This window comes from Sphingobium sp. TCM1 (assembly GCF_001650725.1).
Classification (GTDB): Bacteria; Pseudomonadota; Alphaproteobacteria; order Sphingomonadales; family Sphingomonadaceae; genus Sphingobium.
This window is the reverse complement of the sequence record NZ_LXVX01000011.1, coordinates 42,321-60,680: the sequence shown is the minus strand read 5'-3', so window position 1 is coordinate 60,680 and position 18,360 is coordinate 42,321. Positions and strand designations below refer to the sequence as shown.

Here is an 18,360-nt window from a genome sequence, read left to right as displayed (position 1 = left end):
TCGGGCCTCACCAATCCTTCGTCCATTCGCCCAGGAATGTCATGGCCCTGGCCATATGTTTCTCGACCGCGCTCTGGCTGATTTCCAGCCGCTCGGCAATCTCGCGATATTTGAGATTGTCGATCCGCTGGAGCAGGAATATCTCGCGCGTCCGGGGCGGCAGGCGGTCTATCCCCTCCGACACGCGCTGGAGCCGCGCCTGCGCCATCAGGACCTCGTCCTGCAACGGCGCGCCGTCGCGAAGCAGCGCGATCGCGTCGTCCCCGGTCGCTGGCCCGCGTATCCTTTCCCGGCGATAGCAGTCGCGCGCGCGATTGAACGCCGCACGAACCAGAAAGGCTTCCTCATTGTCGGGCCGGTCGGCACGGGCCGCCATGCGGACATAGGCATCGTGCAACAAATCCTCGCTATCGGCGCGCCGGGTCAGCCGCTCGACCTGCGCGAGCAGGCTGCTCCATCCCGCCCACAGTGGCCGCGATCGCATATGCGTCTGTTCGAGTGGATGATCGCCCATGGACAGGGCCATCTAGTTTGACCGATGGTCAGTTTGATGACTGGATCATTGCGATCGAGTGACGGCGACTTGAACCGGTGGTGCGGCTCGGAAAGCGCGTCCTAGCATAATTTCAAGTCGCGCTGTTTTCTGAGGTCGTGGCTCAAGACACGTGGTGTGGCTGGGCGGTCTCCAATTATTCCGGCGTCGATCCGCGGTGGCAGCGACCGATTCCGCGAAAAGTGACGCCGTCGCCATGAGGCTTGAACCGCAGGTCAATGGTCACGGCCCCTCGTAGAAAATCATTCTGGAGCCATTCGACGCTGTCGGTTTCAACGACGATGTTCCGCATGGCTGGAAGCAGCGTCTCGAACGCGATACGCGCTTGCGCGCGAGCGAGTTTAAGTCCCGGACTGGACCTGTAACGGTTTTGCGCCGGTCGCCTATTTCATTTTGCCACCTTGGCCTCAAAGGCGAGCGGGCTGATACTACCGAGGTGTAAATGGCGCCGCCGGGACTTGTAGAAGCCGTTGATGTACTGGAAGATGGCAGCTTCAGCTTGCCGCCGGATTGGCGAGCGCTGCCGCCAGATCATTTCTGCCTTCAGGAATTTGAAGAAGGTCTCGACCGCAGAGTTGTCGTAGCAATTACCTTTTCCGCTCAGTGATGGACGCAGGCCATAGGCCTGCAGCTTCTTTTGATAGGCGTAGGAGCAATATTGGCTGCCGCGATCGGAATGGAAAATGCAGCCATGCGGCGGATTTTGCAGGCGCACCCCCATATCACTCTGTTTGATCGCATCGTCGGTCTCCTCGAACGAGCCTTAAACTCTCAAGCGACCGGCGCAAAACCGTTACAAATCCACAACACAATCGTACCGAGATTATGCCTTCGGACTGTGTCTTTCCAAGGTGATTTCCAAGGCATCAGCAAAGCGCTCTGCCAGTACCCGTTGCGCTGCGTGACCTTCTTTGCCATGTCGGAATTCTTGGTCGAGAGCGAACGCCGCGTCGCCGAGCGTGCCTAAACCTACTGTGCCGGCCATGCCTGCAATGCGATGGGCAATTTTCTGAAGGTCTTCCATAGGCAGGGATGGATTTCGGATATTTACCAAGTCCGCCTGGCATCTAGCCAGAAAGCGGAGGCGAAGCTGCTCCAGCCGTACATCGACGCCGGTCATAAAAATTGCCTGGCCTCTGCCGCAAGCGCCATAGGATCAAAAGGCTTGGCCAGCACGCCGACAGCACCCTGGGCCAGCAAATGTTCGATATCCTTTTCCGAACTGCGAGCGGTAATGAAGACGATCGGAATATTTGCGGTCGCCGCCTGGTCGCGCAACGCATGAAGAGTGGCCGGACCGTCCATTATCGGCATCATGAAGTCCAGCAGGATAAGCGCCGGTTGCCAATCACGGGCGATGGCAATCGCTTCCAAGCCCGACGAAGACAATCTGACGTCAAGTTCAGGGTCAAGACCGAGCGCAATCTCAGCTATCTCGCGAAGATCCGGTTCGTCGTCGACATAGAGAATGCGAATCATGTGCCGATCCTTGGTCCGGCCTGTTGCCAAAGATGCTGCACCGTCGCAGTCAGGCGTTCAATAGGCGTGCGCGACTTTGTGAGATAGGCCTCGACCGTTGCTGCAACGGCCGGGTCGGCGTCTTGCGCCGAAAAAATGATGACCGGGACTGGCAACGCCCCGGGACGGCGCAGGTCCGGCAGCAGGTCTAATCCAGAGCCGTCCGCCAAGCCCAAGTCGAGTATCGCCAAGTCAAAACTGCCAGCAGCAAGAACTGCTCGCGCGGTGCCGATGCTGTCCACCGAGATGAGATCCGCCTGCCCTTCGAGCGCTGCAGCCACGAGACGCAGAACATCAGGATCGTCATCGACATGCAGCACGTGGGGAAGCTCGGTCCGACGCTCGCCCTCCAGCAAATGACCGACGGACGCGACCAGCCGGTCCAGCGGCAAGGGCTTTTGTAGCCAATCGACGATACGTAACGCTTCTGCTTCTATCCCGCCATGTCGATTGTCTGCCGAGATCATGAGGATAGGAACGGCTTCCAAGCCATCAACCTGCCGCAAACTGCGGACGAGAGCGATGCCGCCGCCACTTGGCAGATTGCTGTCAACCAATATGACCCGATATCGTCGTTCCTGCGCCGCCTTCATCGCCTGCGCAGTGCTGTTGACGACGTCACACGCCAAGCCGGTATCTGCAAGCGCTTCAGCCATCTGCCCAGCCACGTGCACATTGCGTTCGCAGATTAGGAGCCGGTCCACCGCCCCGTTGGTTTCGTCGGGCTGTGCTGCAGGCAGATCGACGTGAAATTGCGTGCCTTCACCCGGCTCGGACTCGAAACTCACCGCGCCTCCAAGCCGAGTGACGATTTCCTTGACGATGCTCAACCCTAACCCGGTGCCGCTCTTTTCGCGCGAATCGGAGGCGTCAGCCTGTGCAAAACGATTGAAGATGCGTGACCGAAATGCGGCGTCGATTCCGCGCCCCTTGTCGCAGACGCTGATCCGGTGACGGCTATGTTCCGTCCGGACGACGATGTCCACCGCTTCACCGGCCGGCGAGAATTTTACAGCATTGGAGATGAGATTGGCGAACACCTGCATGAGGCGGTCGGGATCGGCCCAGACGACCGCAGCGTCAGGCAAGCTCTGCATGTGGAGCATAACGCCATATTTGTCGGCATAGCCCTGGTTCGACTGGACTGCCTCGCGCAGGATGACGGCCAGATCGACATAGCGATTTGCGAAGGTCATGCGGCCAGAATCTATTTTTTCGATGTCCAATATATCGTTGATCAGGCGCACCAGACGTTCCGCATTGTCCCGAGCGATCACGATCAGCCGCTGCGCCTTGTCGGGCAGCATCCCGCCCGCCCCGCCAATCAGCAGACCCAATGATCCCGCGATCGAGGTGAGGGGAGTGCGCAGTTCATGGCTGACGCTGGCGACGAACTCTGCTTTCATTCGCTCGGCACGCTTGTGTTCGGATATATCCCGCGCCACCGCGACATAATGTGTTCCGTCCCGCAGTGATATGGCCGTTACCGCCACGTCAGTGGGAAACACCGTGCCGTCGCTGCGTCTGCCGATAATTTCCTGCATATGGCCCGGCTCACCCTCTACCAGACGCATGCTCCGTAGATAGGCCGCAACCTGACCGTTCGGGGGTGGGTCGGCGAAGAGCATGCCGATATCGCGTCGAAGCATGTCCTGGAAGGTGTAACCGTAGATGCGCGTAGCGGCGCGGTTGGTGGCCTCGATGCTACCACTCGGATTGAGGATGAAAATAGCGTCCATGGCGCCGTCGAGTATCGCCTGCCGTCGGCGGGAGATGTCGTCCAGTCTCTCAAACGCCTGCTTTCTTGCACGCAGCGTATGCAGAATGATCAACCCAGCGATGATCAACAACAGGGTCAGGATACCAAGCAGCAAGAGGCTGTTAAGCCGGAGCCTGTCCTGCGCCAGTCGCGATTGTGCCGTGACGCGCGTCAATCGTTGTTCCTCCGCGGTGCGCTGTCGGCCTATCTCGGCGCGGATTTGGTCCATGACAATCTTACCTTCGCCAGCACTCACAGCGGACTGAGCCTCCGTCACATTGCCCTTGCGGCGAAGGGCTATGGTGCGCGTCGCGAACGCCAGCTTCTGCTTGGAGAGTCGACGGAGCAGCGCCATATCCGCCCGAGCACCCGGCGCGGCAGGCAATCGCTCGAGTTCGTTAAGGCTGATGCCGATATGACGTCGCGCGTCGTCATAAGGCTCGAGGAAGCTGCGCTGGCCGGAAAGAATGTAGCCTCTCTGGCCGGTTTCCATGTCTTGATGTTCCGAGAGCACGGTCTGGAGAAGTGCGCGCCGACGGTGCGACAGTTCGACCTCCTGCTGCATATTCCTGCTCTCGTTGGATTGGGCAACCAGCATGACCGCAACGCCGACGATCAGCAGCGCAACGCCAAAGACGGCCGCGATTACGGCCCATCGTCGCCAATCAGCGCGCGCGATCATGGTCTCTCCTCCTCGCAGACGCGAACACGGCCGAGCCAGCAGCGTTGGCGGGCGGCGGCGTCGATGCCCTTGATCCCACCCCCCAGTCGCTGGATCGCCCGATTGAGGATGAGACACATGGATGTATCGGATCAAACGCAGATCGACCGCCCGAACGCAGGACATGCGCCGGCGCGTGCTGATGGCCGCGCATCCAACTCCGATGACCGCAGAGCATCAGTCGGCCGGGACTATAGGCCACTCCGCCCCAATAATGATAGTTGGTGCGGTTGAGCGGTAGCGCATGAGCGTCGATCAACGAGCGGCCGTCCTCAATGCGAAGGTTCCGCACGCGGTGGCGAGTATAAGTTTGTGCCTCGCCATTATACCAGCTCTTGCGGTTGCGATGGGCATCATAGCTCCAGTTGAGGAAATCAGACGCCGCGCCCTGATCGAATTCATCCGACCAGGCGAGACGATAACCTGCGGACAGTTCCAGCAATGATGGCGGCGGCCCAGACACCGCGGGCTGACCCGCCGGCATACACCCGATCAATGCCAGGATTCCCGACAAAAGGCCGATCGGGACGATGCGACCTTTGGCCATCGCAGAACGGCCCTAGAAGACCCGGCTGACGCCCAACGACGCATAGGGCTTGGCCTTTCGCCCAGCCTGCTCGCTGGCGCCAATCGAAACCTGTCCCTGCCAGTTGCTACCGAGAGCGGTGGAAACATGTCCACCCAGGCTGCCGCGCTTGTAGGTGGGATCGCCCTGTAAAATGCCCTCAAGACCCACCCGGGTCTGGCTTCCTTCATCCAGCAGTCGTGTCAGCCGAAGCTGCGCGATATAGGATTCGTTGCGTACGCCCCAGGATCCGAACCAGCCGAGCCGCCAGTCATTACCCAGCGCGCCATCGGACTGGAGCCCGGCATCGAAGCGGGTGCCCCGCAACTTGTTGCCCGGATCATCCGGGTCTAGATCGGTATCGGTGATGCGCGGACCGGCCGAGAGGTTAGCCCAGCCCCAATCGCCCGAAAACTGGTATACCAGCGCAATCTCGGCACCCAGGTAAGTCGCTTCGATGCGTTCGCTGGCTCTATACCTATAGGTGCCGCCGTTGACGCCGGCACGAACCGCAAGCCCATGACCCAACGAGTCGCCGGGCAAGGCTACGAGGCCGCCAGCATAGCCGCCAGCGCCATCCCCTGCACTGCCGCCAGCGTAAATCACCCCGCGGTCCTGAGCTTCCGCGACGCCGCTCGAAAACAACAGCGTCATTCCGCATAAAATGGGCCGTATCGTCACATCTTGGCTCCGCGTTCGAGCGAGCAATCCGCCCGCTTCGCAAAAAAGCATAACGTGGTCATGTTGCGATGCGACAGATTAATTTTCCGCTAAGTTCGATTAACCGTTTCTTGAGCAAGGTCAAGCGGCTACGCCTGTTCGCAACGTCGTGCCAATGGCTGGGACCGAACCGAATTTTCGAGCAAGGAGACAGCCCCATTGGCGAACATATCCAGCCCGCGAGGGATTGACCGTCCGCTTAACATATTAGTGGTCGATGATGATGATCTGTTTCTCGACTATATCACTTGGGAATTGGAAACGCTGAACTGTTCGGTAACAGGCGTCCCTGACGCGGCGCAGGCCCTGGCCTTACTGGACATACAATTGTTCGACATGTTCATCACCGACTGGCAGATGCCGGGGATGGATGGCATTGCTCTGGTGCAGCGCGTCCGATCGTTGCACAGTCAGGATCGTTTCCTCCATGTCGTCATGACAACCGCGCGAGGGGATTCCGAAACGGTGCGCGCGGCGTTGGAGGCTGGCGTCGATGACTTCCTTTTCAAGCCTCTCGACCGACTTCAACTCGAACTTGCGATGGCATCGGCGCGGCGCAACGTCATGCTGCATCACCGGCTCCAGCGCCGCAATCACCATCTGGCGGCCGCGCACACGCGCACGCGCAATGCGTATCGGCGCGTGCAGGGCGATCTTGATGCCGCAGCGGCTCTGCATCGCCGGCTGCTGCCCGAATGGGAGATGGCGGACGGCCTGCGAGTGGCCTGGGCCTATCGCCCGGCTCAACATATCAGTGGCGACACGATCGGCGTTCTTCCGCTACGCAACTGCGGACGCCTGTTCTTCCTGGCCGACGTGCAGGGCCATGGCGTTCCAGCTGCCCTGGCCTCCTTTCACATCCACCATCGACTGGCGCAACTTGCCCCCGACTCACCCGCCGCGATGGCCCGCGCGATAGTCGATCTCAATCGCGAAATCGCGAGCCAGAACTCGGAAAGCTATGCAACGCTGATTTGCGGACTGCTCTTCCCCCATTCACGGGAAGGCTGGATCATTCGCGCCGGACACCCACCCCCATTGCTGCTGCAGCCTGGCAGGATCAAGGCAATGGCCGTGCCGGGAGCATTTCCGCTAGGTTGGTTCGACGATGCCGAATTCGAACCGTCCCACTTCGTGCTTCCCCCCCAAGCGCGACTGGTTCTATATTCTGACGGTGTAACCGAATGTTGCGACCGGGACGGCAGTGCGCTGGAATTGGAAGGATTATGCGACCTGTTGGCGATGGCCGCGGACGAACCGATCGCTACGATAGTGCGCAGTGTGGAAGCGAAATTGAGCGCACGTCGGGGCCGCGCAGGTTTTGAGGACGATATTTCCTTGCTCGCGTTGGAAATAATAGAAGGAGTGGAGACGGGTGACGGCGATTAGCATGGACGGTGACCTGGCGATCATCGAGGTTGGAGCCGAACGGCTGGACGCTGCTGCGGCGCCTGCCTTCAAGGCCGATCTGCAAGCACATATCGACGGCGCAGCGCGCAAGGTGTTGTTGGACCTGCGCCGTGTCAGTTTCATGGATAGCACCGGCCTGGGCGTGTTGGTCTCGCTACTCAAAATGCTCGGAAAAGATGGCGCCCTGGCCGTCGCGGGCGCGCAGCCATCGGTGCGGCGCCTGTTCGAACTGACCCGCCTCGACACCGTGTTTCGGCTGACCGACGGAGTGGAAGAGGGCAAGGCGGCTCTCCGTGCTTGACCCTCCGGGTTTCAGTTGTCCCGGTCGGCTGGAGAAGGTGCATAATCTCACGACCCACCTCAAGCATCGCTGCGGAGATGGACATATTCCCGATGCTGCTTTGATCGACCTGGAACTCGCCTTGGTGGAGGCCGCAAACAATATCGTTCTCCACGGCTATGCCGGACGGAGCGACGGCGTGATCCATCTCCAAGTGCGACTAGAGGATGGCGCGGTGACTCTGAAGCTTAGCGATGACGGAGCGCCCATGCAGAAAGGCCTGCTGTCGGCCTGTCGCCCTTTTTCGCTGGAGGGAGAGAGCGGACGCGGTATCGGTATCATTCAATCCTGTATCGACTGCATCGACTATCATAGCCAAAATGGGGTCAACCATCTTACTTTGGTAAAATTCTTTAGTCCTTAGCCGAGCGCGGCATGATCGGTCGGCATTCATGACCAAGCGCGAGCAAGCGCGCGCAAAGGCGTTTTGCGGCGGATGGATCTATCGGTCCCAGTTCCGCCCGGAAAATCTTGGCGAACGGTTTGACGCGCACCGCCAGCGCAGGCTGGCCGTTTAAGCTACGCAAGGCGCTGGCGCCGGCTTGTTCAGCACGGTGGCGATCCCGAAATGCGCCGACTTGCACATAGGCCTTGAACTGCGCCGCATCATCGATTGTCGGACGCGCCGTGTCGGGCGCTGGGGTTTGTTTGGCAGAAAGTGCAGTAACAGGTGGCGTAATCCTACCCTTCACCGTCGGCACGCCTGCCCGCGCGACTGGACGATGGCCCGTCTCCCGCTCCAGATTATTGTCTTCGATATGGACGATAAGCGTCCCCGCCACCGCCAATATGAGGGCGAACAACAAATGGCTGCGCCCCTTGCGTAGACCTTCGCGCCAACTCATGCACCCTGCTCCGGCTTCCAGAAGGCGGCACGCACCATGACCCACATTGCCAGGATATTATTGAGGCCCCACAGCCCGTTGGCGATCAGGCCGCCAAGGCTATAGTTACCCAAACCCAACCAAAACGCGATGCCCGACCAGCAAAAGCCCACCAGGGTTGCGACGATTATGGCTGCTTGGGGCCAGACAAGATGCAGGAAATTGCCATCCTGCCTTTCCTTTGGGGTCACCGGGAACTTGATCTTCTGCTTGCGCAGCACCGCCCAGAGCGCCCGCAGGGAGATGGGGAAGGATGCTAGATAGCTGACCTTGCCTTTATAGCCTGACATGCCCCAAGTGCCGGCCATAAACGCCAATTCATTTGCGATCAGAAAGGGCAGGGCATGGCCGAAGAAATCGCCGGTGTAGGCGCTGACGGGCGCAATGCCGAAAAACATGTAGATCAACGGTGCAACCAGGAAGGCCAGGTTCCAGACAGCGCCCAGATAAGACCAGAAGGTGGTCAAATACATCAGCCGTTGACCGAGCGACATGCCAGGTGCTGTCACCGGATTGTCGTGGAAGAAAATGTCCAGGCTGCCGCCTGCATATTTGAAGCGCTGGATCGTCCAGGTCAGCAAATCTTGGGGCGAAAGCATCTTGGATTCGATGTGCGGGTGCAACACCGATTTCCAGCGACGATGACGGTCCTGATGCAGAACGATCGACGTATAAATATCTTCGGACACATGGAATTTGTAGGGTGTCAGTTCCTCAGCCTGCGCCGCCTGCCAACGCGCAAGCGCCTGCCCTTCTGAACTGGCCTTTCGCCGGGTGAGGCGTGCCAGTCGGGATCGAGTTTCGCCGCTGGCCCTGGCGATGGCGTCGCCATAGGCGCGCAGCGCGACGAACATCACCGCTTCGCGCCGGTGAAGAGACGCAGCGCCACAGCAGAAGGCAGCATTATAGGGATTCCGCCGGCGCTGGATGATATCGTAGAACATGCCTGGATCATTGGCGAACGGGTCTTCGCCGATGCGGATTTCGCCAAACAGCCATTCGATCGTGCCGCCCACCCAGCGGCCAGCCGCCCCGATCCGATGCCCCAGCCATTGGCGCAGCGTTTCGCCTTCGGGCAAGTCGTAGAACCATTGCGGTGTCTGGACGAATGCAACATCGGGATCACGAAAATAGCCGAGCGTGCGCTCCAGCAGCGTGGGGAACGGCCGAGTGTCGGCATCGCAGATCAAAATGAAATCGCCGCTGGTCTGCTCCATGGCATTTCGCAGATTGCCCGCCTTAAAACCCATATTATTGTCGCGGCTGATATATCCCACGCCCTCTTCTTTCGCGACCGAGCGCATGGTTGCACGACGGCCATCGTCCAGCACGTGGATATGCAAAACGATCGGATGCGGATAGCGCATCGCCTTGGCATCGCGGATGCTCAGGCGAACCAATTCTTCTTCTTCATTATAGGTCGCTATGAACACATCGACTGTGACAGGACGATCATCCGCTGCATCTCCGACGATGCACTGGCCAATCCGATCAGGCGGCTCTCGCATCGGATAATCACGGGTTTTCCAGAGGTTCAGTGTAAACAGCGCCAAACCAAAATAGGCACAGCTCTCGGCTACCACCAGCGGAATGGCGAACCACAACGCATCCCAGTTGAGCGACTCCGTCCAGCGCCAGACCATGTAGCGCGCGCCAAGCAGAAGGCTTACGATTGCCAGCCCCTGCCATATTTTTTCCACGACAGCCGAGCGGGGAAGCGGATCAGGTGGGCGCCGATGCTCGAAGCGTGTAAAGTAAAAGTTCAACGCCCCCATCCCCCGCTTGTAAGTCCGCCTTCCACCGTCAAAGGGGGGCGGCCAGGTTGGGATGCTCGGTTCCGCATGAGAAAAGACTACGCCTTAAAAGTGAAAAGTTCAAAGGTTCGCGGTCGCAGAAGCCTGATTGACGAGCGCTAAGCCGGAGCGACAGGCGCATGAACGGCTAGAGGGCCATCGCTCTCAATGTTGCAATACGGCAGCATCGTGCTCGAAGCACAGCGTTCCGATGAGGCCTGCCAATGGTGTAAACGCCGTCATATTATCCTGAATAATCTAAAACGGATGAACAATGCGAGTGAAGCGAACCCTGCGAACGTTGCCCCAGACCGCCATAATCCGGGATTCCAATCCTATCGCACTCAGATGCACTGGACGACCGAAGGGGCAGCGTCGGCTATCCTCCAGCAATTAGCCACCTGCAGAATATCGCCGACGATTACCGCTCGGCGTTCATCGTTTTGAGGCAAATAAGCCCTAAAGCCGGAACATAGCGTGACTGCCGCCCCCGGTCCAACTTGACTGCCAATTTATCGACTGCCATCACCTTTCCTCCATGAGCGGAAGATCAAATCTTGGTACGATCAACTCGATACGCGCCCGGATACAGTCCCTGCAAAACCTCTAACAAAACGTTAACGACGACTTGCGCTGCCCGGGGGCTGGTGGTCGTGAAATTGCGGGAATGCCAGTCTTGCCGGCCTTGTCGCGCAACACCAGACTGAGCACAATGTCTCCCCCGCCTGCTGTCGGCAGTCTGGGCGTTTGCGGGATCCTGAGTGCCCGATCCGAAACTAAGGTTAGTGGTATCAGCAGGTTAGCTTGATGGCTTGGCCGATAGTTGATTCAGGTTTTTTTTGCTAAACCACCAAGGATCAACGATGTGGACCGATACCAATCGCACGCTGCATCCGCTAAGCGGGCTGTCATTGCCAACATATTCAGCCGACGCCAAGTGGGCGCTGTTCGAGCCTCTTTTGCCTCCACCTGCACCGACCGGCCGGCCGGTCACGCAAATGGAAGATGCGCCGGATCGTCGAAGCCATCTTTTATCTTTTGTATGGTAGCTTGCCCTGGCGGATGCTGCCGCCGTGCTTTCCACCGGCGTCGTGAGCGCGCCACGCAAGCTACCAGCATCACCGTTGAAATCGTCAGCAAAATCACCGGGCAGACCGGCTTCGTCGTCCTGCCAAGGCGCTGGCTCGTTGAACGCTTCTTAGCATGGATCAACCGAAATCTCCGGCTCGCCAAGGACGTCGAGGCAACCCTCAAGTCCGCCGCTGCATTCCTCCACGCCGCCGCTGCCATGCTCATGATCCGCAGATTGGCGCTATCAGCGTGAATTTCGAAACCGCTCTAAATCAAAAATGAGGAAATTTCGGTAAGCAGGTCAAATTGTCGCACCACAATTAACGTGTAGCGTGTGAGATGCGGGAGAATCTGTTGGTGAAGCTGTCGGTTGCCTTGCCCCGTGGCGGGATCAGTCCTTCGGCAGACGCAGCCTTTGCGGCCCGCTCCATTGTGCGCGGATCGAACTTTCCAGCATCTACGCCGTAAACGAAGCGCGATAGTAGCCAGAATATCCGTTCGACCTCGACTTTATCATAACCTGAACCGGGCACCAGATCGACATAACGCCGCGCTGCTCCCGCAGGATCGCGCGCAATCGCGTGCAGCGACTGCAACGTTGCATGGGTGAAAGCCTGAAGCGCCTTGGGCCGATTAGCGATTTGCCCATCGGCCGCCATGACCGCCTGGGCCAACGCGGGATAATAGGCATCGAGTGACTGGTAATCGAGGACAACGCCAGCTCGTTCGGCTTTCACGCCCCAATCGACCGTCCCGATCATGGCCTTCAGTTCGCCACGCCCCATTGCGGCGATCAGATCATCTGGCACAGCGACGCGCACCTCCACATCGTCGGGGGTCAGACCGACCTGGCGCAGTAGCGCTTCCAACGCATAATAGGACACATCCTGCTGCGAAGGGACGCCGATCGCCTGGCCGCGAAGCGAAGCCGCATTGATAGCCAAGCCCTGCACGCTCATCCAAGTCAGAAACGAATGACGGCCGAGCAGCGCGACGCCCCGGACCGGTATGCCTCTGGCACGCAGGATCATCGCGGTATCGCCCAGGGCGCCCCCGGCGTCGCCCTTGCCGCCGCCGAGCGCCTCACCGACCTTCATGCCGCCGCCTGCAACCCGTTCGAACCGGACGGCCAGCCCCTCGCGAGCATAGGCGCCATTCGCGTCGGCCAGCAGTAGCGGTGCAAAAACGATTGCTTCCTTGGGCGCGGGCAGCAGATAAACGAACGGCTCAGGCGGGGGCGGACTCGCCCCCATCAGAAACAGCGTGGCGCAGGCAGCAAAGGCGCAGCGGGAGAACAGGGGCAAGATCATGCGAAGCGCGACACCCCCCCGGCTACCTCCAGCGCGGCGCCAGTGATGAAGCCCGCCACCGGTGACGCCAGGAACAGGATCGCCGCCGCCGCCTCTTCCGGCTTTCCGAAGCGACCCAGCGGTATGTGCTTTTCACGTGCCAATTCGACCAGCCAATCTTCCATCGACTGGCCGGGCTTGGCCCGCTCCTTGAAACGCCGTTCCCATTGCCCGCTGTTGACCGTGCCCAGCAGGATCGCGTTAACGCGGATCGCAGGCGCCAGTTCGACGCTCAGCGACTTTACCAAATTCTGGACACCCGCCCGCGCGGCAGAGGTGCAGACCATATGGGGCTCGGGCTGGCGCGCCAGCAGCGAGTTCACAACCACGATCGCCGCGGCATCGCTTTCGCGCAGAAGCGGCAGGAAAGCCCGGGTCGGCCGGATCACGCTGAAGAATTTGAGGTTGAGTTCCGCTTCCCAATCAGCGTCCAACGTCGAGGCGAAGGTGCTGAGCCGCGCCTGTCCCGCATTGTTGACGAGGATGTCGGCTCGACCGAACCGCGTCCGCACGGTTTCAGTGAGGCGCTCGACGGAGGCCTCATCCAGTACGTCGCAGGGTTGCGACACGAGTCGATCGACCGGCGCGCCCTGCGCCGCCAGAATCGCACGGGCCTGCTCCAGCCCCTCTGCGCGGCGGGCGCAGCTTACGACATACGCACCATCGGCCAGCAACAGCCGAACTGTTTCCAGTCCGATCCCCGATGATCCCCCAGTCACGATCGCGACGCGGTCTTCCAGCTTCAGTTCCATGCTACCCCCTCGGCCGCGTCAGCCTCATCAAGGACGCGGCGCAGTGTCTGATTGAATGCTTCCGGCCGCTCGGTCGCGACCGCATGGCCGCCGCCTTCGATACTCTCGAACCGGCCGCCAGGAGTAGCGGCAGCGACCCGCGCACAACCGGCGGGCGGCGTCACCACATCTTCGCTACCCCACAGCGTCATGGTCGGCACCCGCAGTGCGGTCACGGCAGAGGGAAGATCGGCCGACGCCAGCAGGCGCACGGCCTGAGCATAGCCCTGGGGCACGACCTCTGCCATGGCGGACCGGACGATGGCGTGTGCCTGCGCGCTCGCGCCTGGGGCCAGCAACCGCGAGTAGCGGGCCACCGCCAATCCTTCCGGGCCTAGCGCTTCGATGTCGGCAATGCGTTTCGCCACGCCTTCGGGCAAGACCCCGCCCACCGGCACGGCATAACCGCTCGCAGGGCTGGTCAGCGTCATTGCGGCCACGCGTTCCGGCGCGGCCAGCGCGAAGGCGGTCGCCATGACCGCGCCCAGCGACTGTCCCACCAGCACACACCGCTTGATTGCAAGATGATCGAGCAACGCGCCCAGCGCGTCAGCATAATCGCTGGACAGCGGCCAGAAGTTCGACAGCGGATCGCTGCCCGCATAGCCCGGCGCATTCCAGGCCACCACGCGCCGCTCTTGCGAGAAACCGGCAAACTGACCGGCCCAGGCGCGGGCGTTGGAACCGATGCCGTGCAGCAGGACGAGCGGGAGCGCAGGCCCCTCACCCGCCTCGCGCCACGCCTGAACCCGCCCGGAAATGCGGGCGCTGCGCAGCGACGGCTCCAGATAAAGGGACATCAGCCTTCGACGACGGCAGGCTTGGGACGCTTGATCTTGGACAGCGGATGATCGGGCGGATAGGTCGGCGTTTCGGGGACGTTCGTACCAAGGCACACGATCATCAGCGCTTCCTCAATGCCTTCGTTCACCAGCCCGCGATAGACGCCGGCGGGGACCGAAACCAGATCGCGTTCGCGCACATAGGTTTCATAATATTCGCCCTCGCTTTCGAACATCAGCTTCACCTTGTTGCCCTTGAGGATGAAGAAGACTTCTTCGACATCGTCATGCAGATGGAGCGGCCCTTCGCACCCGGCCGGAAGCACCATGGTGGAGAAGGTGAAATGTTCGGCGGCGACGGTATTGGTGTCGGAAGCCACGCCGGTGGCGCCGGTACCAACATAACGCATCTGCGCGCGCTTGTACTTAGGATCGAAATCGGCCTGGAACTTGAGGGCGTCCCAGTCCAGCTTGCGCGTTTCATAGCGGGCAAGGCGGCTGTCGATCCATTGCTGCAGCGTCTTGCCTTCTGGGATTATGCTGTTGGACTGGTCGGAGACCACGGCGTCGGTCATTGATCGCTCCTGTTATCGGAAATTCGGGTCAGGCGGCGCGCGCCTGGCGGCGGGTATTGCCGTCTATGCCGCCTGCGATCGCCCATTCGGCGAACAGTTCGGGCAAACGCTCATATTCGCGCGGTTCCCATGCCTCGGTGCAATAGTCATCGTCGGCATAATATTCGAGCGAGCCGCCGAACGGGCTTTTGAAATACCAGAAATAGGCGGATGAAATCGGGTGGCGGCCGGGTCCAATGTCGGTCGTCCATCCCTTGCGGCTCATCGCCAGCCCCCCCCCGAATACTTCATGGATATTGCTGACGGTGAAGGCGACATGGTTCAGTCCAGGCTTACCGGGACGGCGCAGAACGAAGGCGTCGTGATGGCTGCCCGGCGTGCGGGCGCGCAGAAACGCGGCGTGGCCCGGATAGCTGTCGCTGACGGTGAAGCCCAGCCGGTCGAGGAAGAAGGACAGCGTCTTGTCGAGATCATCGACAAACAACACGACATGCCCCACCGAGATCGGCAGCGCCTGCTCGTAGATGGTCGAGCGCGCGTCCACCCGACGGGCAAGGCCGGGACCATTCACATCCTGCGGGTCGGCCATCACCGCCGCGCGGCGAGTCACGCGGAAGGCATGGGACAGTCCGTTGGGATCGATGACGGATAGCGCATCGCCCTCGCGCACGCCGTCGCCACCTAGTCGCGCGGCCAGTTCATCGATGTCGGCGGCCTTCTCCACGCCCCAAATCACTTGGCGGAGCGTCGGCCCGTCCTGCATCGCCGGGGGCAGCGAAGGGTCATCCGCCCGCGCGACCACAACCTGCGTGCCATCGCGGGTCCGGAAATGGGCCATCCCATCGGTTTCATCGGTAGCCGACAGGCCCCAATCCAGCAGAAAGCGCTGGGCTTCTTCAAACTCCTCGACACCGAACAGGACGGCATCGACGCCCGTAATCGTCACGCTTCTTCTCCTTCGAAAGCATGGGGGACCACCGGCATCTGCGCCGGCGCGCCCAATAATCTGGAAATGGCATTCGCCGCGGCGACAACTGCAGACGCCATCGCCGTCATGTTCTCACCTGCAACACCCGCATGAATGGCGTTGATGGCCGCCACGACCTTCAGGGACATATCCCGGACCGGCGCGGCGATCGCGATCACGCCACTTTCGAAAAAGCCGTCCGCCGCCGCGTAGCCCTTGTTCCTGTCGACATCGATCATCCGCTGTAATTCGCTCAGCGACGCCGGCACCCCCTGTCCCCCGCCCAGCGATGCGCCATCGGCGTAGAGCGTCTGCAATTCCGTCGGCTCCAGGTCTGACAGTAGCACCCGTCCCATCACCGTCGCATGGGCGGGCAGGGAACTGCCCACCACCACATTACGCGTTACCGCAGCCTGTGCGGGGTAGCGGCTGAGATAGAGCGCCCGTGTCCCTTGGCGCACCGCCAGATGGGTGGACCAGTTGGTGCGGTCGCGGAGTTCTTCGAGGATGGGCGCCGACAGGGCGACAAGGTCGTTGGACGCCAGATACTCGAATCCCAACGTCAGGACGCCGCTGTCCAAAGCGTAGCGGCCGTCACATTCGCGACGGATGAGACCGAGATCGATCAGCTCCGTCAGCAGGCGATGAACCGTCGAACGAGGCAGGTCGAGTTCCGAGCAGATCTCGGCTGGTGACAGCATGGCGCGATCGCGCCTGAACAGGCGCAACACCGCGATCCCCCGCGCAAGGCCCGGCACCGACATCAGACGACCGTTTCCGCCTTGAACGCCAAGGCCTCAACCTGCTTCTTCGCTTCCGCTTGCATCAAACGACGCAGGCGGACCAAGCCCGCATCATGGGCGTAGAGCGCCTCATGATCGCGCGCATCGTCCTTCATGCCCTCGAGGATCAGTCGGTCCTGTTCCAGCACGTCCCAGTGAAGCCCCTCCAGCCGGGCACGATAGAGAAAGCGCCACGCGTCGCGCTGCCAACCCTGTACTTTGCGGCAGCGCCAAAAGAAAACGCGGCAGCTGGTCTCATCGACCGGTACGACCATGCCCACGATGCTGAAGGAACCGCCCGGCCCCGCTGACTTGCGGTAGGGGATGGACAGGCGCTGCCAGTGGGCACCGGTGTCGCCGAATTCGGTCCAGTCGAAATTCACTCCGGACTGGTTGGTCTTCTCGAAGATGAATCCATGGTCTGTCGCGCGAGCCTGCATGGTCGCGGTCTTGTCCCCTTCGGCCATGGAGTGCGACACAGCATGAAGATAGGCGCCGTGCATCGGGTCCATCACATTTTCAGCGGCGTAGCGATAATTGCAGTTCCAGTGCGCAGTGCACAGGATCTGGCCCCATTCTTCGCTGTCAATCTCTTCGGGAAGCGTCAGCGGCCTCGGCTCGACCCCCTCGTCACCAAACCAGAGGAAGATCGCGCCGGCCTTTTCGATGACCGGATAGGCGATATTGAACTTGCGGCCCTCAATGCCGCATTTGGCGAGCGCGGGAACGCGCGCCATCCGCCCTTCGCCATCGACTTCTACGCCATGATACCAGCAAGCCACCCGCTCGCCCAGATTCCACCCCATGGACAGGCGAGCGCCGCGATGCGGGCAGCGATCCTCAACCGCATGAACCTGCCCACCCTCGTCGCGCCAGAGCACGATCCTCTCGCCCAATCGGATCAAACCGACCGGCGCCTTGGCTACCATCCAGCTAGCCGCCACGGGATACCAGAGGTTACGAAGCCCGGCATTGAGCCGCTGCTCAGCGGTAGGAACGATCTTTTCCTTAGCCACGGACCCGTTCCTCTTCGACGGTTGCAAACACAGCCTTACCCAGCACCGACAATATTCGTGCGAGACTATCGGCAGACCAGGACGCCCCCTGCGGGTCGGTACTGCCCTTACTGTTGAGCCCAGCCGCCACGCTTTCCAGCTCGTCATGTCCTTCGGCAAAAACCGACATTAACGCATCCGCGAACCGATCCTCGAACGCGGTCAGCGCTCCGGGGCGGGTCTGGAACACGATATTCTCAACCCTCGTAGGCTCCTCGATGTAGCGGCCGCCGCCCTTGGCCGCTTCGCAGCTTGGCAAGATCAGGAAAGAATTAAACTCCGACACTCTACCCTCGCTTTATATATGAAACGATGTGCCAAAAATGATCCTATGCCTTTTTGGCAAACCGGGTCAACATCGATTTTTTTTGGCCATATCATTCGAACGCAGCCATATGCAGCTTGACAACGGAATGTGGATAGTTCGCATATGAGACATCGGATCAATTGTGAACTGAAGGTTGAGTGGACCAGATGAGCGAAACCGGCATTTCCGATGGCCACGAAATGGCTGAGGTAGGCGCAGATTTCTCGCCTTGGCGTCCGGCCATGCTCTACGCTACGCGCTTTTTACATGGCGCCACGGCCCTCGATCGCCGGCGTGATCGCGTAGCGACTCGACGGGATCCCGGTTCGCACCTCAAGCTCCCACGCACCAAATCGCGATCTGGCGATCTGCTGCTCTCGCACCCAATCGATAAAACTGGCATCTGATTTATGAGCAG

19 protein-coding genes and 3 pseudogenes are annotated in these 18,360 nt (G+C 60.5%); 6 read left to right on the top strand and 16 right to left on the bottom strand.

Annotation, left to right across the window (positions count from 1 at the left end; translation table 11 throughout):
- Positions 1 to 7: 7 nt before the first annotated feature.
- The 6 genes and pseudogenes from A7Q26_RS07920 to bcsS form a co-directional block, all read right to left on the bottom strand.
- On the bottom strand, positions 8 to 514 hold the full coding sequence (locus A7Q26_RS07920; protein ID WP_066859039.1) for an RNA polymerase sigma factor: 507 nt from the start codon (positions 512 to 514) through the stop codon (positions 8 to 10).
- Between the two features lie 427 nt (positions 515 to 941).
- Positions 942 to 1,298: pseudogene (locus A7Q26_RS07915) on the bottom strand (IS3 family transposase); the annotation flags it as partial.
- Positions 1,299 to 1,376: 78 nt separating this feature from the next.
- Positions 1,377 to 1,673 carry an Hpt domain-containing protein gene (locus A7Q26_RS07910; protein ID WP_066858845.1) on the bottom strand — a complete coding sequence of 99 codons (297 nt, stop codon included), beginning with the start codon at positions 1,671 to 1,673 and terminating at the stop codon, positions 1,377 to 1,379.
- Entirely contained in the window at positions 1,670 to 2,032 is a 363-nt protein-coding gene (locus tag A7Q26_RS07905; protein WP_066858844.1) for a response regulator, read from the bottom strand. Before A7Q26_RS07905 ends, A7Q26_RS07910 begins: the two co-directional genes overlap by 4 nt.
- Positions 2,029 to 4,512 (bottom strand): CHASE3 domain-containing protein, encoded by a 2,484-nt coding sequence (locus A7Q26_RS07900; RefSeq protein WP_066858843.1) that lies wholly within the window; start codon positions 4,510 to 4,512, stop codon positions 2,029 to 2,031. The genes A7Q26_RS07905 and A7Q26_RS07900 overlap by 4 nt, the downstream gene beginning before the upstream one ends.
- A gap of 598 nt (positions 4,513 to 5,110) precedes the next feature.
- Positions 5,111 to 5,797: a cellulose biosynthesis protein BcsS gene (bcsS, locus tag A7Q26_RS07890; protein WP_198162875.1), complete on the bottom strand. Its 687-nt coding sequence runs from the start codon at positions 5,795 to 5,797 to the stop codon at positions 5,111 to 5,113.
- Between the two features lie 198 nt (positions 5,798 to 5,995).
- Here bcsS and A7Q26_RS07885 point away from each other — a divergent pair, with 198 nt between their 5' ends.
- The 3 genes from A7Q26_RS07885 to A7Q26_RS07875 are packed head-to-tail and all read left to right on the top strand — an operon-like array spanning position 5,996 to position 7,950.
- The gene (locus A7Q26_RS07885) at positions 5,996 to 7,225 is read left to right on the top strand and encodes a PP2C family protein-serine/threonine phosphatase (RefSeq protein WP_232313724.1); all 1,230 of its coding nucleotides are present in this window, start codon (positions 5,996 to 5,998) and stop codon (positions 7,223 to 7,225) included.
- Between the two features lies 1 nt (position 7,226).
- A complete protein-coding gene (locus tag A7Q26_RS07880) occupies positions 7,227 to 7,547 on the top strand; it encodes an STAS domain-containing protein (RefSeq protein WP_066858840.1) in 321 nt (106 codons plus the stop codon).
- Positions 7,540 to 7,950 (top strand): ATP-binding protein, encoded by a 411-nt coding sequence (locus A7Q26_RS07875; RefSeq protein ID WP_084439029.1) that lies wholly within the window; start codon positions 7,540 to 7,542, stop codon positions 7,948 to 7,950. Before A7Q26_RS07880 ends, A7Q26_RS07875 begins: the two co-directional genes overlap by 8 nt.
- Here A7Q26_RS07875 and A7Q26_RS07870 read toward each other — a convergent pair.
- Together A7Q26_RS07870 and A7Q26_RS07865 are read right to left on the bottom strand one after the other, a co-directional pair.
- Positions 7,940 to 8,431 (bottom strand): SPOR domain-containing protein, encoded by a 492-nt coding sequence (locus tag A7Q26_RS07870; RefSeq protein ID WP_066858838.1) that lies wholly within the window; start codon positions 8,429 to 8,431, stop codon positions 7,940 to 7,942. The genes A7Q26_RS07875 and A7Q26_RS07870 overlap by 11 nt on opposite strands.
- Entirely contained in the window at positions 8,428 to 10,236 is a 1,809-nt protein-coding gene (locus tag A7Q26_RS07865) for a glycosyltransferase (RefSeq protein ID WP_066858837.1), read from the bottom strand. The genes A7Q26_RS07870 and A7Q26_RS07865 overlap by 4 nt, the downstream gene beginning before the upstream one ends.
- An 890-nt stretch (positions 10,237 to 11,126) precedes the next feature.
- Here A7Q26_RS07865 and A7Q26_RS26215 point away from each other — a divergent pair.
- A pseudogene (locus A7Q26_RS26215) lies at positions 11,127 to 11,343 on the top strand (transposase); the annotation flags it as partial.
- A 76-nt stretch (positions 11,344 to 11,419) separates the two neighbouring features.
- A pseudogene (locus A7Q26_RS26305) lies at positions 11,420 to 11,587 on the top strand (IS5/IS1182 family transposase); the annotation flags it as partial.
- Positions 11,588 to 11,654: 67 nt separating this feature from the next.
- Here A7Q26_RS26305 and A7Q26_RS07855 read toward each other — a convergent pair.
- From A7Q26_RS07855 to A7Q26_RS25845, 8 genes are read right to left on the bottom strand one after another with little or no spacing between them, the layout of a single operon-like run.
- A complete protein-coding gene (locus A7Q26_RS07855) occupies positions 11,655 to 12,644 on the bottom strand; it encodes an ABC transporter substrate-binding protein (RefSeq protein ID WP_066858835.1) in 990 nt (329 codons plus the stop codon).
- The gene (locus tag A7Q26_RS07850; protein WP_066858834.1) at positions 12,641 to 13,435 is read right to left on the bottom strand and encodes an SDR family oxidoreductase; all 795 of its coding nucleotides are present in this window, start codon (positions 13,433 to 13,435) and stop codon (positions 12,641 to 12,643) included. The genes A7Q26_RS07855 and A7Q26_RS07850 overlap by 4 nt, the downstream gene beginning before the upstream one ends.
- Positions 13,426 to 14,274, bottom strand: a complete 849-nt coding sequence (locus A7Q26_RS07845; RefSeq protein ID WP_066858833.1) for an alpha/beta fold hydrolase — start codon at positions 14,272 to 14,274, stop codon at positions 13,426 to 13,428. Before A7Q26_RS07845 ends, A7Q26_RS07850 begins: the two co-directional genes overlap by 10 nt.
- Complete coding sequence (locus tag A7Q26_RS07840) at positions 14,274 to 14,831, bottom strand: cupin domain-containing protein (RefSeq protein ID WP_066858832.1); 558 nt, start codon at positions 14,829 to 14,831, stop codon at positions 14,274 to 14,276. The genes A7Q26_RS07845 and A7Q26_RS07840 overlap by 1 nt, the downstream gene beginning before the upstream one ends.
- A gap of 28 nt (positions 14,832 to 14,859) precedes the next feature.
- Positions 14,860 to 15,777, bottom strand: a complete 918-nt coding sequence (locus A7Q26_RS07835) for a VOC family protein (RefSeq protein WP_066858831.1) — start codon at positions 15,775 to 15,777, stop codon at positions 14,860 to 14,862.
- On the bottom strand, positions 15,774 to 16,562 hold the full coding sequence (locus A7Q26_RS07830) for an IclR family transcriptional regulator (RefSeq protein ID WP_066858830.1): 789 nt from the start codon (positions 16,560 to 16,562) through the stop codon (positions 15,774 to 15,776). Before A7Q26_RS07830 ends, A7Q26_RS07835 begins: the two co-directional genes overlap by 4 nt.
- Complete coding sequence (locus A7Q26_RS07825) at positions 16,562 to 17,596, bottom strand: aromatic ring-hydroxylating dioxygenase subunit alpha (RefSeq protein ID WP_332308763.1); 1,035 nt, start codon at positions 17,594 to 17,596, stop codon at positions 16,562 to 16,564. The genes A7Q26_RS07830 and A7Q26_RS07825 overlap by 1 nt, the downstream gene beginning before the upstream one ends.
- Complete coding sequence (locus A7Q26_RS25845) at positions 17,589 to 17,921, bottom strand: recombinase-like helix-turn-helix domain-containing protein (RefSeq protein ID WP_066858829.1); 333 nt, start codon at positions 17,919 to 17,921, stop codon at positions 17,589 to 17,591. Before A7Q26_RS25845 ends, A7Q26_RS07825 begins: the two co-directional genes overlap by 8 nt.
- 188 nt (positions 17,922 to 18,109) lie before the next feature.
- On the opposite strand from A7Q26_RS25845, the gene A7Q26_RS25120 reads away from it, so the two are divergent.
- Complete coding sequence (locus A7Q26_RS25120) at positions 18,110 to 18,349, top strand: hypothetical protein (protein WP_157102495.1); 240 nt, start codon at positions 18,110 to 18,112, stop codon at positions 18,347 to 18,349.
- Positions 18,350 to 18,360 lie beyond the last annotated feature (11 nt).

Excerpts from the sequence above, each read along its gene's own strand:
- A7Q26_RS07855 (WP_066858835.1), bottom strand. The coding sequence starts at position 12,644 with ATGATCTTGCCCCTGTTCTCCCGCTGCGCCTTTGCTGCCTGCGCCACG.
- A7Q26_RS07880 (WP_066858840.1), top strand. The coding sequence starts at position 7,227 with ATGGACGGTGACCTGGCGATCATCGAGGTTGGAGCCGAACGGCTGGAC.
- A7Q26_RS07845 (WP_066858833.1), bottom strand. The coding sequence starts at position 14,274 with ATGTCCCTTTATCTGGAGCCGTCGCTGCGCAGCGCCCGCATTTCCGGG.
- A7Q26_RS07905 (WP_066858844.1), bottom strand. The coding sequence starts at position 2,032 with ATGATTCGCATTCTCTATGTCGACGACGAACCGGATCTTCGCGAGATA.
- A7Q26_RS07850 (WP_066858834.1), bottom strand. The coding sequence starts at position 13,435 with ATGGAACTGAAGCTGGAAGACCGCGTCGCGATCGTGACTGGGGGATCA.
- A7Q26_RS25120 (WP_157102495.1), top strand. The coding sequence starts at position 18,110 with ATGAGCGAAACCGGCATTTCCGATGGCCACGAAATGGCTGAGGTAGGC.
- A7Q26_RS07910 (WP_066858845.1), bottom strand. The coding sequence starts at position 1,673 with ATGACCGGCGTCGATGTACGGCTGGAGCAGCTTCGCCTCCGCTTTCTG.
- A7Q26_RS07830 (WP_066858830.1), bottom strand. The coding sequence starts at position 16,562 with ATGTCGGTGCCGGGCCTTGCGCGGGGGATCGCGGTGTTGCGCCTGTTC.
- A7Q26_RS07920 (WP_066859039.1), bottom strand. The coding sequence starts at position 514 with ATGGGCGATCATCCACTCGAACAGACGCATATGCGATCGCGGCCACTG.
- A7Q26_RS07900 (WP_066858843.1), bottom strand. The coding sequence starts at position 4,512 with ATGATCGCGCGCGCTGATTGGCGACGATGGGCCGTAATCGCGGCCGTC.
- A7Q26_RS07840 (WP_066858832.1), bottom strand. The coding sequence starts at position 14,831 with ATGACCGACGCCGTGGTCTCCGACCAGTCCAACAGCATAATCCCAGAA.
- A7Q26_RS07870 (WP_066858838.1), bottom strand. The coding sequence starts at position 8,431 with ATGAGTTGGCGCGAAGGTCTACGCAAGGGGCGCAGCCATTTGTTGTTC.